This is a genomic window from Proteus hauseri ATCC 700826 (assembly GCF_001654965.1).
Lineage (GTDB): Bacteria > Pseudomonadota > Gammaproteobacteria > Enterobacterales > Enterobacteriaceae > Proteus > Proteus hauseri.
This window is the reverse complement of the sequence record NZ_LXEV01000031.1, coordinates 249,333-265,193: the sequence shown is the minus strand read 5'-3', so window position 1 is coordinate 265,193 and position 15,861 is coordinate 249,333. Positions and strand designations below refer to the sequence as shown.

The 15,861-nt window shown below is 33.3% G+C and carries 12 protein-coding genes and 1 tRNA gene; 4 read left to right on the top strand and 9 right to left on the bottom strand.

Going from position 1 to position 15,861, the window contains the following annotated elements; genetic code table 11:
* Positions 1 to 581, top strand: a 581-nt coding sequence (locus tag M997_RS17590) for a phage tail fiber protein (protein ID WP_487246381.1), incomplete at its 5' end; no start/stop codon positions are given.
* A 103-nt stretch (positions 582 to 684) separates the two neighbouring features.
* Here the strand turns inward: M997_RS17590 and M997_RS14450 are convergent.
* The 3 genes from M997_RS14450 to M997_RS14440 all read right to left on the bottom strand — a co-directional run bounded on the left by M997_RS14450 (position 685) and on the right by M997_RS14440 (position 3,038).
* Entirely contained in the window at positions 685 to 981 is a 297-nt protein-coding gene (locus M997_RS14450) for a helix-turn-helix domain-containing protein (RefSeq protein ID WP_064720812.1), read from the bottom strand.
* 390 nt (positions 982 to 1,371) lie between these two features.
* Positions 1,372 to 1,746, bottom strand: coding sequence for a hypothetical protein (locus M997_RS14445; RefSeq protein WP_064720811.1), 375 nt, complete (start codon positions 1,744 to 1,746; stop codon positions 1,372 to 1,374).
* 65 nt (positions 1,747 to 1,811) lie between these two features.
* Positions 1,812 to 3,038, bottom strand: coding sequence for a tyrosine-type recombinase/integrase (locus M997_RS14440; protein WP_064720810.1), 1,227 nt, complete (start codon positions 3,036 to 3,038; stop codon positions 1,812 to 1,814).
* A 118-nt stretch (positions 3,039 to 3,156) separates the two neighbouring features.
* Between M997_RS14440 and M997_RS17515 the strand changes: the two genes are divergently transcribed.
* Together M997_RS17515 and M997_RS14435 are read left to right on the top strand one after the other, a co-directional pair.
* Positions 3,157 to 3,247: transfer RNA gene (locus M997_RS17515), tRNA-Ser, on the top strand.
* 723 nt (positions 3,248 to 3,970) lie between these two features.
* On the top strand, positions 3,971 to 5,386 hold the full coding sequence (locus M997_RS14435) for an NAD(P)/FAD-dependent oxidoreductase (RefSeq protein WP_064720809.1): 1,416 nt from the start codon (positions 3,971 to 3,973) through the stop codon (positions 5,384 to 5,386).
* A gap of 80 nt (positions 5,387 to 5,466) precedes the next feature.
* Here M997_RS14435 and M997_RS14430 read toward each other — a convergent pair whose 3' ends face one another.
* Positions 5,467 to 5,973, bottom strand: coding sequence for a DUF2569 domain-containing protein (locus tag M997_RS14430; RefSeq protein WP_064720808.1), 507 nt, complete (start codon positions 5,971 to 5,973; stop codon positions 5,467 to 5,469).
* Between the two features lie 689 nt (positions 5,974 to 6,662).
* Positions 6,663 to 7,406: an ankyrin repeat domain-containing protein gene (locus M997_RS14425; RefSeq protein ID WP_192876372.1), complete on the bottom strand. Its 744-nt coding sequence runs from the start codon at positions 7,404 to 7,406 to the stop codon at positions 6,663 to 6,665.
* Positions 7,407 to 7,994: 588 nt separating this feature from the next.
* Between M997_RS14425 and M997_RS14420 the strand changes: the two genes are divergently transcribed.
* A complete protein-coding gene (locus tag M997_RS14420) occupies positions 7,995 to 12,668 on the top strand; it encodes a tetratricopeptide repeat protein (protein WP_064720807.1) in 4,674 nt (1,557 codons plus the stop codon).
* 87 nt (positions 12,669 to 12,755) lie between these two features.
* Here the strand turns inward: M997_RS14420 and M997_RS14415 are convergent, their stop codons facing one another.
* The 4 genes from M997_RS14415 to M997_RS14400 are packed head-to-tail and all read right to left on the bottom strand — an operon-like array spanning position 12,756 to position 15,784.
* Positions 12,756 to 13,337: a DJ-1/PfpI family protein gene (locus M997_RS14415; RefSeq protein WP_064720806.1), complete on the bottom strand. Its 582-nt coding sequence runs from the start codon at positions 13,335 to 13,337 to the stop codon at positions 12,756 to 12,758.
* Positions 13,338 to 13,342: 5 nt separating this feature from the next.
* Entirely contained in the window at positions 13,343 to 13,981 is a 639-nt protein-coding gene (locus tag M997_RS14410) for a bifunctional 4-hydroxy-2-oxoglutarate aldolase/2-dehydro-3-deoxy-phosphogluconate aldolase (RefSeq protein ID WP_064720805.1), read from the bottom strand.
* On the bottom strand, positions 13,962 to 14,933 hold the full coding sequence (locus M997_RS14405) for a sugar kinase (RefSeq protein WP_064720804.1): 972 nt from the start codon (positions 14,931 to 14,933) through the stop codon (positions 13,962 to 13,964). Before M997_RS14405 ends, M997_RS14410 begins: the two co-directional genes overlap by 20 nt.
* Positions 14,930 to 15,784 (bottom strand): tagatose bisphosphate family class II aldolase, encoded by an 855-nt coding sequence (locus tag M997_RS14400; RefSeq protein WP_064720803.1) that lies wholly within the window; start codon positions 15,782 to 15,784, stop codon positions 14,930 to 14,932. The genes M997_RS14405 and M997_RS14400 overlap by 4 nt, the downstream gene beginning before the upstream one ends.
* Positions 15,785 to 15,861 lie beyond the last annotated feature (77 nt).

Below are 15,861 nucleotides of genomic sequence, written 5' to 3'. Positions count from 1 at the left end.
TCACTCCTGCTGGAATGGTATGGAATACAACATGGGGAACTGGCAACACAACGGTAGACAGTAACGGGTTTATTAAACGAGCCTCCCCCATCATTGACATTTATCCCGACGGTACATTTACCACCAACGATGAGTCAGAAGGCGCTACGGTTACTCGAGTATCTCAGGGCGAATATCTTATCGAGGGTGTACTTGGATTTAATTCCGATGCAGGCTGGGGCGGTGTTGATGGCGGTATTGAAATTCCACTCGATGTAAATAAACAACCGCTAATATGGGTTAACTCTAAAATTAATTCCGACGGCTCTATTCTCGTTAAAACTTATCATCGCACTCATCCTGATGCTCCATCATTTGCGAATAATGAAATTGATGGCTTTAAAAATGGCGACCCAATTGATATTCCAGCCGGTCGTTTTATTTCTGTTCGTGTACAGATGCCAGAGCAATCAATCTATAACGTGAGAATGCGTAAGATGGAAGAAGCGCAGAAAGCAGAAGAGGAACGCAGACAAAAAGAAGAGGAAGAAAATCAGGACACCAATAGCGCACCAGAAATAGTGTTTTCCAAAAGTTTATAGTTGTATTTTGTATGTAGAGCAACGAATTCCTTTTTATGTACTCAATTGCTCACATTGTTTTTAATCAAAATAAAAAAACAATATTTTCCTGTAATTATGGGATTCATATTTTATTTTTCCTTATTGGCAGAATGGTTTCTGCTGATAATGATTGTTTTGCTTTAATTATCTCTTTTTCATTTGAAAAATTATAATTAGGTAATAGTTCTTGAGGTTTGACTCCTAAAATAAATGCGATAGAGAATAAATGTTCAACGGTAATTTTCGCACCTCCATTTTCTAACCGAGAGTAATGTTGTTGGCTTATTCCGAGCTTGTTGCTCATTTGTTTACCTGTTAATTTTAGCTCCGTCCTTTTTTGTTTTATTTTATGCCCGATGATGAAATCTAGCGTACCCATGATTTTTTATCTCCGTTATAGATAATTTGTAATTAGCTTTTATAAAGCAAAGAGTTACAAGGCTATTCTATTATAGATAAAAATATTTTTTTATCTATTAAAATAAAACTTTTTATATGGTAGGCATACACTACATCTGTATGTGCTAGAAGAATATGAAGGGGAACGAAGGTTAGAGGAAAATGACATGGTATTGTATTTTAAAATTCAAACAGCTACTAGTTAATATTAGTATTGATTTGACATTCTCCCCGCTCTGAAGGATGGGGTTTTACGGCGCACCTGATAAGATTTTTTATTATTACAAACTTATCATTTGAGAAAAGAGCTTTGTATATAGTGGCCGTAATATTATAAGTTCTTTGTGTCTTTTGTAATGGGCTGTTTGGATTAATCAATTCTGATGTACTTACCTTCAATAAAGACCTCTCCGTCATTTTCACATTTCACAAGACGACACTTTCCTTGTAATCCATACCGACTAACGACACAGCGAACACCCGGTGATGAACTTGAGCCATGGTGTTTGTTTTGTCGTCTTTCATAGCTGGATATCTTCTCTAATAAGCCATCTTTTACCATGCTATCTAATGTTCTGCGAGTAGATTCGAGAATGCTTTTCTTGTTAAAAGAATCCATTCCTTTAAGCATATAAGCTACACCTGAAACGTCGAAAGGTGGTGCGCCAATTTCACCCGTTACCCATTCAAGATTGTCAGGTTTAAATAATTCCATTATCTCTTTTTTGCGTGAGGTCATTCTCATTTTTAATATTCCTTATTGTGGGTTACATCTATCCTACAATAAGGAATTTAAATGATATATAAATACTATGCTTCTTTTAGCGACGATAGTTTTTCACACCATGTATCAAGCGTTTCTCGTTTTTCTCTTAAATAATCATATCTATCATAATGCTTTTGAGAAACTCCTGGTCTTTTGTGGTTTTGTACCATATCCCTTAACTCAGAACTTATTCCCATTTCTCCAGCCAATGTTTTGAATGTTCTTCTCACATCTCTAGGTGTAAATTTCTCAAACTCATTTTTCTTACAAAATTTATTTAATTGTTTAGCGTATTCAGACGTTAGCAAGTGTCCTTCTTTAGTATCAGCAGGGAAAAGATAATTTGATGTTGGATACAATAGTTCTTGGATATTAAGAATATCAATAGCAGGCTGTACCAGTGGAATGACATGATAATCGCCTGTTTTTGAAATATGAGGTGGAACCGTTAATGTATTGTTCTTTTTATCCCAATTGTCGCGAGTATTGGCCAGAATTTCCCATGGCCTTTGTCCTGCGGAATAAACGCAAAATAGAAATAGACGCGCATAATCTGAGTTAATAGGGCATTCGATGGTGGGCTTATTGAATAGCTCTAATAATAGCTTCAACTCATCCCATGATAAAAATCTATCTAACGCTTTATCTGCACCTTTTTGTCTAGGAACCACAGTGACAGGATTTCGTTCCAATCCATAAATAACGCGCTCGTTTATTTTTGCTGGATCATTATCGGCAAATAACCCGAAGTTGAATACCGCATGTAGGTTTGCTCTTACTTTGTTCGAACCTGCCAAAGCACCTCGGGAGATAAACTCAGAAAGTATTCTTTTTATATGATCTGGAGTCACATCTTTTGCAGGCATAGAGGCATCAATATGCTTACTATCTAGAACCTGATTTAGTCTGTTTTGAGTTTTATCATATGAACGCTTGCCTTGTCGTTTTTGATCTTCAATGTAATCATCAAAAAGCTGTTTTACTGTGGCGTGTTCATATTTTATTCTCTCTGGGGATGATGATTCGGTAGCAGCTGCTACGGATTTTGCTGCAGCATCTGCTAGTGATAAATTAGGGTAATCACCAAGCGATATAAATTTCTCTTTTCCATCTTTGAAGTAGCGGTAGACGAAAACTTTTCTTCCAGATGGATATGTTTTTACGCCAAGGCGTCCAGTGCCTCTAGTCGCTGATGCTTGCCAAGTATAATACGCAGATTTCTTTGGTTTCAGTCCTCGTATTTTACTATCAGTCAGTAATACGCTAGCCATAACTAATTTCCATTTACAGGTTGTTTGCGGGTCAAGTAACGGGTCAAGTAACGAAGAAATGATATGAAACTAGCTGAAATCATGCAAGGTATATAAATCCTTGTAAATCAAAAAGATGAAATCTCATGAAATTATATAAAACTCAATGAAATCAGTATATAACGCCCTTCTAAGCCGTAGGTCACAGGTTCGAATCCTGTAGGGATTTAAAATCAATCATTTCTGTTTATCTCAACATTACTATTTTTCTATTATGAGACGGATCTGTGTCGCTCTTATTAAGACGTTATTGATTTAGCCATTATCATAATTTGAAAATTTCTAAATTATAAAGATAGTTTTAATTATTTATTATTCAAACATTTTCTATTCAGAAAAAGAGAGCTAATTTTTTGTTAAAATAATATTTTTGTTAAAACAATATTGAATAAATTAAAATTTAATTAGACTTAATATTGGCTTAATATGGATTTTATCTATTATTAAAAATAATTATAGAATATTAAATCAGAATAATTAAATTATCTATTTCTGTTATTCCAAATTATCTCACAAAAAGTCTCTCAAACTTGATATGTAACCAATATGTTACTTTACTGTTTTATCACTCTTAGCCCCAACTCCTTCTACCTTTCCATCCCTTAAAAAAGAATATTAATAAAATCTTTTATTATTCAAAATATTAACTAATTAAATAATTACGTAGTCGTACATAATTAATAGTAAAAGATTTCAAAAAATTATTATTTCCCATGAAAAATTTCTCAATTTTATGATTTGTTGGAATTTATAGCCTCTAGACAGAAATTGATTACTAGAATGAAAATAATACCACCACTTTACTAATGGTTTACAAATAGTTTACAAAAGGAATAAAATGGCGTTATTGTTCGAGTGTTAATTATTCATCCTATGAAAGGAACTATTTCAAAATGGCAATAACCAGAAGAAAATTTATTATTGGTGGAACAGTTGTTGCTGTTGCTGCTGGCGCCGGTATTTTAACTCCAATGTTAACTCGAGAGGGACGATTTGTCCCAGGCACACCAAGACATGGTTTTGTTGAAGGAACGGAAGGCGCATTGCCAAAACAGTCTGATGTTGTGGTTATTGGTGCGGGTATTTTAGGAATAATGACAGCAATTAACCTTGTTGAACGTGGGTTAACTGTAACTATCGTTGAAAAAGGAAATATTGCAGGTGAACAATCCTCTCGTTTTTATGGCCAAGCAATAAGTTACAAAATGCCAGATGAAACTTTCCTACTTCATCATCTTGGAAAACATCGCTGGCGTGAAATGAATGCCAAAGTTGGTATTGATACTGCTTATCGCACACAAGGTCGTGTTGAAGTTCCTCTCGATGAAGAAGATTTAGTTAACGTAAGAAAATGGATCGAAACAAGAAGTAAAGATGTTGGCTCAGACATCCCATTTAAAACAAGAATTATTGAAGGCGCTGAGTTAAATCAACGTCTCCGTGGCGCGACAACAGATTGGAAAATTGCAGGATTTGAAGAAGATTCTGGTAGTTTCGATCCAGAAGTTGCGACTTTTGTCATGGCTGAATATGCCAAAAAAATCGGTGTTAAGATTTATACTCAATGCGCAGCAAGAGGATTAGAAACTCAAGCGGGTGTTATTTCTGATGTAGTAACAGAAAAAGGGGCGATTAAAACGTCTCAAGTCGTTGTTGCTGGCGGCGTATGGTCTAGACTCTTTATGCAAAATCTAAATGTTGATGTTCCTACATTGCCAGCATATCAATCACAACAGCTTATTAGCGCAGCCCCTAACGCGCCGGGTGGCAACGTCGCCTTACCTGGTGGTATTTTCTTCCGTGAGCAGGCGGATGGTACCTATGCAACATCTCCTCGTGTTATTGTTGCTCCAGTAGTAAAAGAGTCCTTTACTTACGGTTATAAATATCTGCCTTTATTAGCGCTACCCGATTTCCCAGTACATATTTCATTAAATGAGCAATTAATTAACTCATTTATGCAATCGACTCATTGGAAATTAAATGAAGTTTCTCCATTTGAGCAATTCAGAAATATGACGGCATTACCTGATCTTCCTGAATTAAATGCTTCATTAGAAAAATTAAAAGCTGAATTCCCAGCATTTAAAGAATCAACATTAATTGATCAGTGGAGTGGTGCAATGGCTATCGCACCAGATGAAAACCCAATTATTTCTCAAGTAAAAGAGTATCCTGGTTTAGTGATCAATACTGCAACAGGTTGGGGTATGACCGAAAGTCCTGTATCAGCAGAACTTACGGCTGATCTATTACTTGGTAAAACACCTATTTTAGATCCAAAACCATTTAGTCTTTACAGATTCTAATGGTTGCTTATTATACAATAGCCCTCTTTTAGAGGGCTTTTTTAATTATGTTTTAGATAAAAAAATTCAATTAGGTTGAATTAATTCACGAAAGTTTTCTTAACTCGAACGGAAACACGGAAATAAGATACCCAAATAACAGCATGGAAAATACTGCGAATAAGATCAATAGTATATTCAGAATCAACGGGGGCTTGCATTCCATACATCAAAATTAATCCAGCAATACCTTTTGTCGCAATATTTGCGATAAGCAAGAAAATATATAGCTTTGGCGTTCTTGTTAGTTTTTTGAAAAAAGAAATTGCTGTAACAATAATAAGAGTAAAAATAAACAGGTCTAAGATAAATGCAAAACCCAAATATAATTTCCAACTTGCTGTCACTAAGCTTAATAATGGAAGTGTTTCACTAATCGCTTCAACAATACTGATTAAACTAGTGATAAGCATAAAAATGAGACCGATAGCAGGAAGGTAAAGCCATCCTCCAATTTTTTCTGTTAATTTCTCACTACATTTATCACAGTATTCAGTGTATTGAGAGATTTCCTTTTCACCACATTTAATACAAACCCACTTATGCATATGAACAATCCTTTGGTATTAACATAACCTGACAAAGTTTAATGTGATTTTTTATAAAAACAATGTTCAATTTTATTAATGTAATGAATAAGTCAGGCTGGCGAATACCTAAGTGAAATATCACTTATAACTAGATGAAAATAGTTGATAAATTAGAATGTTATAGTCTAGTTTAATTTTATTAATCTCAATATATAACGTTTATATAGGAGTAAAAAATCATTTTTAATGATATATAAATAACCACCTTCCACTTATGATATTAGATTCTTTTGCAGTACAAGAGTAGGGAAATAGTATAATTAAAGAAAGTAAGAAAGTAAGAAAGTAAGAAAGTAAGAAAGTAAGAAAGTAAGAAAGTATATCGAGTATTACGACAATGAGTAAAGATACTTTATCGGGGATTAAAAATAGATGAAGGACATAATCTGATAGCCGTGATGATAATGTTATTATTTATGATGACGATAAAAATATCTAAATAGACAACAAACAGAACACTATCTATCTAGCCTGTTAGCAATAAGTGGCAATTAGTCATATTAGCTATTAAAAAATGGTTGATCACTTATTCGATTAATTAATTTTTAAAAAATAATAGATATTGTTCTTTATTATTAATAATAAAAAGTCCCATAATAGTATGTAAGCTGAGGTCATAAAGAAATTTTATTAAATAATTTTAATAGTTAGTTACAAGATGGCTTGCCAGTTCGATGATTAATAGCACCACTTTTGATTAATAAATTCTGTATTTCTTTAAAATTATTTTCACATGCGTAAGTGAGTGCACTCTGATTATAAGCAGATGACGAAATATCTTTTATTGTCGTTGAAAGATTTACATCTACACCTTGTGATAAAAGATATTTCACTGTATCAATTCGATTGTAACTCACTGCAACCATTAAGAGTGTTTCGCCATCATTATCTAAATTTTGGTCATTTAAATTAATATCATTTTTCATTAGGTTATAAATTTTTTCAACAACTTGAGCATTATTACCTAATACGGCAGATTTTAATGCATTACAGACATCATCTTTATCGCCTTTATCGCCAGCCCAAAGATTCGCTTTTTGTGAAATTAAATAATCGACCATTTCATCATCGCCAATAAATGCAGCCCATCCCAGTGCTGTTTGATAGAGACTTCCTGTATCTTTGACTTCTATATCTTGTCCATTGCCTACCATCGTTTTGACTTCATTTAAATCGCCATGCTTTACGGCATCAAACCATAAAGCATTTCTTCCTGTACTTGGTGAAGTATAGAAAACACGTTGTGGTAAGCGTGTTTCATTAGCTAATTCAATCATATCAGAATAGTTTGATTTAAATGAACGATACTCTTGAGGATTTTTTTCATTTATAACATATGCTTGCGTGTTAAAAGATATTAATAATAAAAGTATAATTTTCCGAATAAACATTTTGCTTTCCCTTCAATTTTATTAATCACTATTTCTTATAGATAGTAGTTTATTAAAAATAATATTTATTAGTGTTGAGATTTGAAACAAAATGTAAAATTTATGATTGATCTATTTATCTTATGTTGTTATTGATGGGGAATGATAAATTTTATTTAATTTGAAATATAATTTTTGAGTTTTTACTTATATTTAATGTCTAAATATATTCTTTGATAATGCAGTGAGTATTTTTCATTATCAATAATGTTAATTATTCTTTTTATGAGAATAATTAACAAATATTTTACAGTGAAAATTTTTTATCTATACTTTATAATATCGGAAGAAAAAGTGTAATTTACTGCACAAAATAAACATTAATATCGTAATTATAAGATTAATCAAAGTTACAGCCGCTATCCTTTAAAAGGAGTTGTTGATATTATTTTACTCACTTCTTTGAGCAATATAAAAATAAAAAAATAAATATTGCAAAACTGTTATTTAAGGTAGAAGTGTTAGTTTTTTTTTGATAAATGGGCCTGTTACTTAGGTATTTTTACCTAAAAATGGTATTTTTTATTTTAAATATTTTATAGGGATGTTATGACTAAAAAAATTAAGATTTTGCTTGTTATTTTTATATTCGTTTCCATTTTCTTTGGCCTTTTTTTTATTAAAAATAGTCCAGTTAGCTCTATAACTAATATCCAGCAGGGATATGATTTTTATGAGCAAGGAGACTATCAGAATGCTCATGACTATTTTTTATCGAAGGCGGATGATAATGCTCAGGCTGCATTTAGTTTAGCAATGATGTATTGGGATGGGAAAAATATCGCTGGCGATAAATCAAAAGCTGAATATTGGCTATTAAAATCTGCAAACCAAGGTAATCGAAATGCGTTATATAATTTAGGTTATTTTCGTTATCATGGCGAATTACAAGATATTCCTGAAGATTTATATGGCTTGGCTTCGCTCAACAAAGCGGCAGAGTTAGGAGTCGTTAATGCCCAAATTCTTTTAGGTGAAAAATATTTTGAAGGGGATGGTAATAAAGTTACCATTAATATTCCAAAAGCAAAAGCCTTATTTACTCAAGCTGCTGAGCAAAATTCAAGTATCGCTAAGCTTGCTCTTGCTGCTATTGCTTATAAGTATGATGATGATGCGAAAAAAGCGATTAAAATATCCGAAGAGTTATTAACTCCAGAATTTCCTTTTCCAGCAATTCTATTAGTAAGTATTTATCAAGATGGTGGTAAAGAAGTTGAAAAAAATCCAGTTTTAGCAGAAAAATATAAAATGCTGAGTATTAAATATTTTTCAAATATATTTGAAGGAATGCAAAATTTAGAACCTACTGCGCTTTCTCTTTATGGCTATCAAACAGAAGAAGAGCAAAAAGAGATTATTAATAATTTAATTCTTTTAGCAGAAAAGGGTAATGAGAATGCTATTTACTCATTGTTTGAAAGGTATACTACAGGTAGAGATGTTAAGCGAGATGAAACAAAAGCCCTCTCTTATCTTCAGCCATTAGTTGATAAAAAAGACCCTAAAGCACTTTATTTGCATTATATAACATCAAAAGAAAATACAAACTATCTAATTGAAGCTGCTGAGAAAAATTATCCTGATGCAGTTTATCGACTTTATCAAGTATATGCGAATATCTATTTTGATGATAATTTAGATTATGATATGGAGCTAGCGGAGAAATATTTAACAATAGCCGCAGATTTAAAACATAAAGAAGCTCTTTTTAATATTATTAATAATGGGTTAAGAAACTATTATGATAAAGATGAAAAATTAGATTTATTACTTGAAAAGTATACCGGATATTTACTAGAAAATTATTCTGATGATGCTAAAGCATTAATGCTAGCAAGTATGGTTTATCATGAGAATAGTAGTAGTAAATTATACGATTTAAATAAAGCTTTTGATTTAAATTTAAAAGCAAGTGAGTTATTACCCAATAACTATAATAAAGGTAAGCTTGCATATAAATACGCTTATGGGTTAGGTACAAAACAAAATTTAGAAAAAGCAGTGATTTTATATAAAGATATAATAAAGGAGAGTAATGATCGAGAAAGATATCATCAAGACCTTATTGTTCTATATTATCGTTATGATATTAATAAGTATATTGATAAAAACGCAATTATGTCATTTATTAAAAATGATATAGAAAAAGATAATAATTACCAGTTTGCTTATTATTATGCGGATGAGTTATTAAAAGAAGATGCGGAAAAAAATAAAGATAAAGCCTTTGAGATCTATTTGAAATCAAATGAAGAGTCTTATAATTCTCAAGTGCACTATGCAAAATCACTGGTTCAATATCAAGAGAACAAACAACAAGAAGCGATTGAAAACATAATAGAGATTTTATCTAAAGAGAGATATTACAACTCTTTAACAGCACAAGAAAAAGAAGATATTAAATTTATTTTATTTAAATATGGTGCTGATAATGAAGATGCCAAAAAATATTGGGTCTATTTTGCACTGAATGAAAATAATATTGAGGCACAGAAATTAGTTGATTCGTTGTTAGGTAAAGATCCTATTGTTAGTTATCAATATGCCATCACTAAAATAAACAAAATAAAAAATATTGATTCGGTTAAAGATGAAGAATTGAAATATTATTATGATTATATTCTGTCATCAGCAAATTTAAATTATGTCGATGCAATAACATATATAATTAAAAATCTTAATAATACCAATTACATTGGTGGCGACTTATTTTTTAAAAATAAATTTAGGCATTTAACGGGGATCCAACCTGATCAAATTATTGTGTGGTATGAAAAATGTGCCAATTTAGCTGATTATCAATGTTTGTATGATCTTGGGGAAATTTACCAAAAAGGGAGTTATGGTGTTATATCTGATTTTGATAAAGCTCTTTATTACTATAATCAGATAAAAGATCCTGATTTTAGTTTTTTAAAATGGCGCTTGGATGAAATTAAAAAAGGTATCGATGAGAGAAACCTGATTATTAAAGGTGTCGAAGCAGGTGATGCCGCAGCATATTATAAACTTTCTCAAGCATATAAATATGGAAAGTTTGGCTTAGAACAAAACTCTCAGAAATGGTTGTTTTATTTAGAAAAAGCTACCAATGCAAGAAATGAAGAAGCATTAATAGAAAGTATAAATTATTATAGTAAAGATGAACTCATTAAAGAAAATAGGGCTAAATTACTTAATTATTATCAACAACTCGCTAAATTAGGTAATAGAAGATATACCGAAGACTTAGCCAAACAGTATTTACAAGGTAGCTTACTTGTTGAAGCAAATAGAGCTAAAGCAAGAGAATATTTTATTAAAACAAATGAAAGTGATAATTACTATCTTGAGAGCATGAATGAATTTGATCTTAATTTAAAACTCTCTAATGAAAGTACTATTGCTAAATATCGTGTTGGTCGGGCTTATCAACAAGGTCATGGTGTTAAACAAGATGTGATCAAAGCACGTATTTATTTAAAAGCAGCGAGTGAAAATGGATATGAAGATGCTATTTATGCCTATGCTAATTTACTGATATCTGGTTCTTATGATGAAAATGAAAATAAATGGATTATTGAACCAGACTGGAATGAAGCAATTACTTGGCTAAGAAAATATCCAAATAAAAATCAGTTTAATAAAGAAATTCAGTTCTATGATTCGACAGTAACTGTTGCTTTAAAAGGGGATGCTGATGCTATTTTAGCTGTAGCTAATAAGTACCGAGATGATAGCAAACTCTTTGCTGCAAAATTGTGGTACGAAAAGAGTTTAAATGCAGGTAATTTTGCAGCCATTAAAGGCTTAACTGATATTACTGAAGACGTCAGTGAAAAGAAAAAATGGTATCTCTTAGGTATTAAAAAAGATGACCTCTATTCTGGAATTCAATTAGCAGCGATTTATTTATCTGAACCAGAAACAACAATAGATTCAGATAACTATAAACTGGCTATTGAGTATTTAGAAAAAGGATCACGAGATATTGATGATGAATTATCACTATTTGCATTTGAAGCGTTAGCTGATCTTTATCAAATGGGAACAGTAAACGAAAATAGAAAACCGGTTATTTTAAAAGATACATCTAAATATTTAAGTTTATTAGAATCCGAGTCTGAAACGCGTAATGAAGCGCTTATTCGGTTATTTGAATATTATGCAGTTAATGAATTTGATAAAGCATTAGCTTATTTATATGTTGCAGATGAGAGAGGAAGTTTAACCGCAACACGTAAATTATTTGAGTTAACCGTGCCAAGAAATACATGTAATACCTATTCTGATATTGAAAGGTCTTCTCAATATTTATCTAAATGGGTAGAAAAAAGTCAGCAAAATGAAGCATCAAAAAGAGAATTAAATTATCACGCTGGTATATTGATGAATATGTTAGCTGATGCTTATTTAGAGAATGAGTGCCAAGAAAATTTTGACCTTGATAAAGCAATCTATTGGTATCAAGAGTCATTAAAATATGACAAAGAAACTGGATTGTCAGGACTTTATAAAGTTTACTCGCAAAAAGGTGATGCTAAAGAAGCCTATTATTACGCGTTATTAAAAGATAAAAGAATATCTGATAACAAGCTGATTAATACACTGAGTGAAAATGAGAAACGCGAGATAGAAAAACGCGTAGAAAGTTATCATCAGACATTAAAATTTGAGCCTTACCGTGAAACAATAGAGAGACAAATAAAAGCAGCCGAAGCAGGTGATGGTAAGTCCGCTTATTATTTAGGAAGCTTTTATTCTCGTGATGACGTTCTCCCTAAAAATACCACTAAGATGCTCTATTTTTATGAATTAGCGGGCAAATCGGGAAATCCTTGGGGATACAATGCATTAGGTCGATTATATCGTGATGAAAATGATCATAATATTAAGCAAGATGGTGAGAAAGCACTCTATTATTATGATTTAGGTGCTCAACTCGGAGATAGTAATACGGCACACCTTGCAGGTGATATGCTGTATTTAGGCCAAGCTGGAATTGAGAAAAATTACATTAAAGCCGCAGAATATTATGAGCAAACTGATTTAGAGCAAGGTGCGCATCATGGATTAGCAAAATATAAACTTGCTTATATGTATTATGAAGGATTAGTTGGTAATAAGAGCCAGCAAGATCTGCAAAAAGCTTATGATTATTTACAGCTTGCCGCCAAATATCAGAATAAGCAGGCGATAAACGCTTTAAAAGAGTGGGATTTCTCTAGTATTAAACATTAATAGATTATCTATTAGATGATTAAAAAATTGCCCTATTACTAACAAGTTGTAGGGCAATTTATTATTACTTATTGAATATCTGAAAAATTAATCAAGATAAGATAAAGGCCAATGTTTAAAATAGATATGATTGGCTTGCCAGTCTACTTTTTGTGTATTGTCACTTAATAAATGGCGGGCAACAGTAAAGGCAAATTCAAAGCTCACACCTAAACCTTTAGCGCTAATAAATTTTCCATCAACGACAATATCTTGATCAAGATAATGGCCATCATCATATTTATCTGCCAGTTTATCTCCGGTGCTGTAATTACGGCCTTCAAGCAGATTATGTGCAGCTAATACTTTTGCACCAGAAGAACAAAGGGCACAAATATATTTATCTTCAGCAATATGATGCTTAATAAAGCTAATCACTTGCTCATTAGCACATAGTCGATCTGTGCCTTTAGGACCACCCGGCATCATTATTGCGTCATAACTCTGTGTTTGTTTTTCAGTTAATAAATAATCGGCACTAATTTTAGTACCAAAATAAGTATTTAAAACCAAGGTATCCATACAAGAAAGGACATCTACATGAATATCAAGACGGCGCATGATATCAATAAAAATAACTGCTTCGCCTTCCTCAAAACCATCGGCCAATAACACGGCAACCTGTTTCATCTTGTTTATCCTTTATTTTTTAATAATGAATGGATGCTTTGAATATGATTAGCAATAGCCTGTTTATCTTGATTATCAATAGATTCAGAGGTTGCAATCCAACTGCCACCACAAGCAATAACTTGAGGTATAGCAAGGTATTCACTGACATTATTTAAGCTAATCCCTCCTGTTGGCATAAATTGCACTTGAGCATAAGGTGAGGCCAATGCTTTAAGCATTTTTATTCCACCAGAGGCTTCAGCAGGGAAAAATTTTAGTAATGTCAGTCCCTTTTCTAAAGCGACTTCGATTTGGCTCGGATTATTAATGCCAGGCACAATATCAATACCATTTTTTAAACAGTAATCTACCGTGGTTGGGTTATAACCCGGAGAGATAACAAAACTTGCTCCTGCTTCTTTTGCTTTATCAGCTTGCTTTGGTGTGAGTACGGTTCCTGCACATAAAATCAATTCAGGAAAATTTTCGTGCATTAATTTAATGGCTTTTGCGGCGGCAGGGGTGCGAAAGGTAATTTCGGCAACGGGTAACTGATTTTGGGTTAGCACTTCACCCAGCCAAATTGCATCTTCAGCGCGATTAATTTGGATCACGGGGATCACTTTCAAAGATGAAAGAGTATCAACAATTGACTGCGTCATAATTGTCCTTGATAAGTAAATAGAATAAATCGGTAATTTCGTGAGGAATAATGGCACCATGATGTTGGATAACTAATCCCGCCAGTGTATTTCCCCATAAACAACAACTAGGTAAGCACTTTTTTTGTAACCATGCGGCGATAAATGCGGCATTAAAAGAGTCGCCAGCAGCGGTTGTATCAATCACATTATCAATAGGTTTTGGTGTGATATAGCCAGACAGGCCATCTTTAGACCAAAAAGCGCCACGAGAGCCAAGTTTTACAATCACACTGTGATTGCCTTGTTGATGAAGCCGTTCAGCTATAGCCGTTTCTGATAGTGATCCCTGTTGCCAAAGCAGCTGTTCATCATCACCAGTCACTAGCGCGATATCACTCAATTGGTATAGCTTTTCAAACCATATTTGAGCATCTTCTATTGAGTTCCATAAACGTGGTCGATAATTGGAATCAACAATTAATGTAATTCCTCGTTTTTTAAGTTCAGATAATTGGCTGAGTAAGGCTTGTTTCCCTTCTTGGGGCAAAATAGCTAGAGAAATCCCACTAAGATAGACCACACTGTAGTCAGGTAGCTGATTAAGATATTGAGTAAAGCGTTTATCTGTTGCGATATAGCGAGCAGCAGCATCATTACGCCAATAATGAAAACTACGCTCACCTTGGGGATCGATTTCAATAGCGTATAACCCGGGTAATTTTTCAGGGATAGTGATAATTGATTGGCAATTAATACCTTCTTGTTCCCAGGCTTGTTGCATGAGTTTGCTATAAGCATCTGCACCAAGTCCTGTTATATAAACAGGGTGGAGTGCGGGCATTAATCGCGATAAATAGAGTGCTGTATTGAGTGTGTCACCACCAAAACGTTGCTGTTGTGGCTGAAATGGTTGTCCACTCAGTTCTATCATGCATTCACCAATAATGGCGACGGTGTTATTTATATTCACAGTTTCCCATCACTTTTACAGACACGAATTTTATCTGCAACCACCGCTTTCATTGCCGCTTTACCGGGGACGAGGTAATGGCGAGGATCACTGGCATCTGGGTTATCTAAGAAATATTGCTTGATAGCATTGGAAAAGGCGATTTTTAGTTCGGTTGCAACATTGACCTTGCAAATACCTAAATCGATACAATGACGAACATCAGCATCAGGAATACCCGACGCGCCATGAAGAACTAAAGGAATATCTGTTTTTTGGCGAATAATGTTTAAACGATCAAAATCTAATTTAGGTTCATGTTTATACATGCCATGTGCTGTGCCTATTGCAACGGCAAGCGAGTCAATGCCGGTTGCTTTTATAAATTGGACAGCAGAATCGGGATCTGTAAACAGTGCATCTTTTGCATCAACGACTAAATCATCTTCTTGTCCACCTAGACGGCCAAGTTCTGCTTCTACCGTACAATCCCAGTGGTGACAGAATGTGACAACTTCTTTGACGATCCGAATATTTTCCTCAAATGGAAAATGAGAGGCATCAATCATAGCGGATCGCACACCTGAAATCACTTTATGGCAAAGATCAGGAATATCTTCATGATGATCTAAATGTAGAGCAACCGGAATACGGTAGTGCTCTGCTGCTTGTTGGCAAATAGAAATTAAATAATCACTCCCTGCATAAGCAAACGTACTGGGTGTACCTGCTAAAATGACAGGGGAGGCCATTTCAGCGGCTGTTTCCATCACAACCTGAATGGTTTCCAGATTATGAATATTAAAAGCTGGCACAGCATAACCGCCAAGCTGTGCTTTTTTTAGCATATTACGAGTAGAAACCAGATACATATTTGCCTCTCATCTTTCGTTTAATTACGAATTATAATAAACGAAAGAAAAGAAAAGGTAAAAGATCTAAATCACAT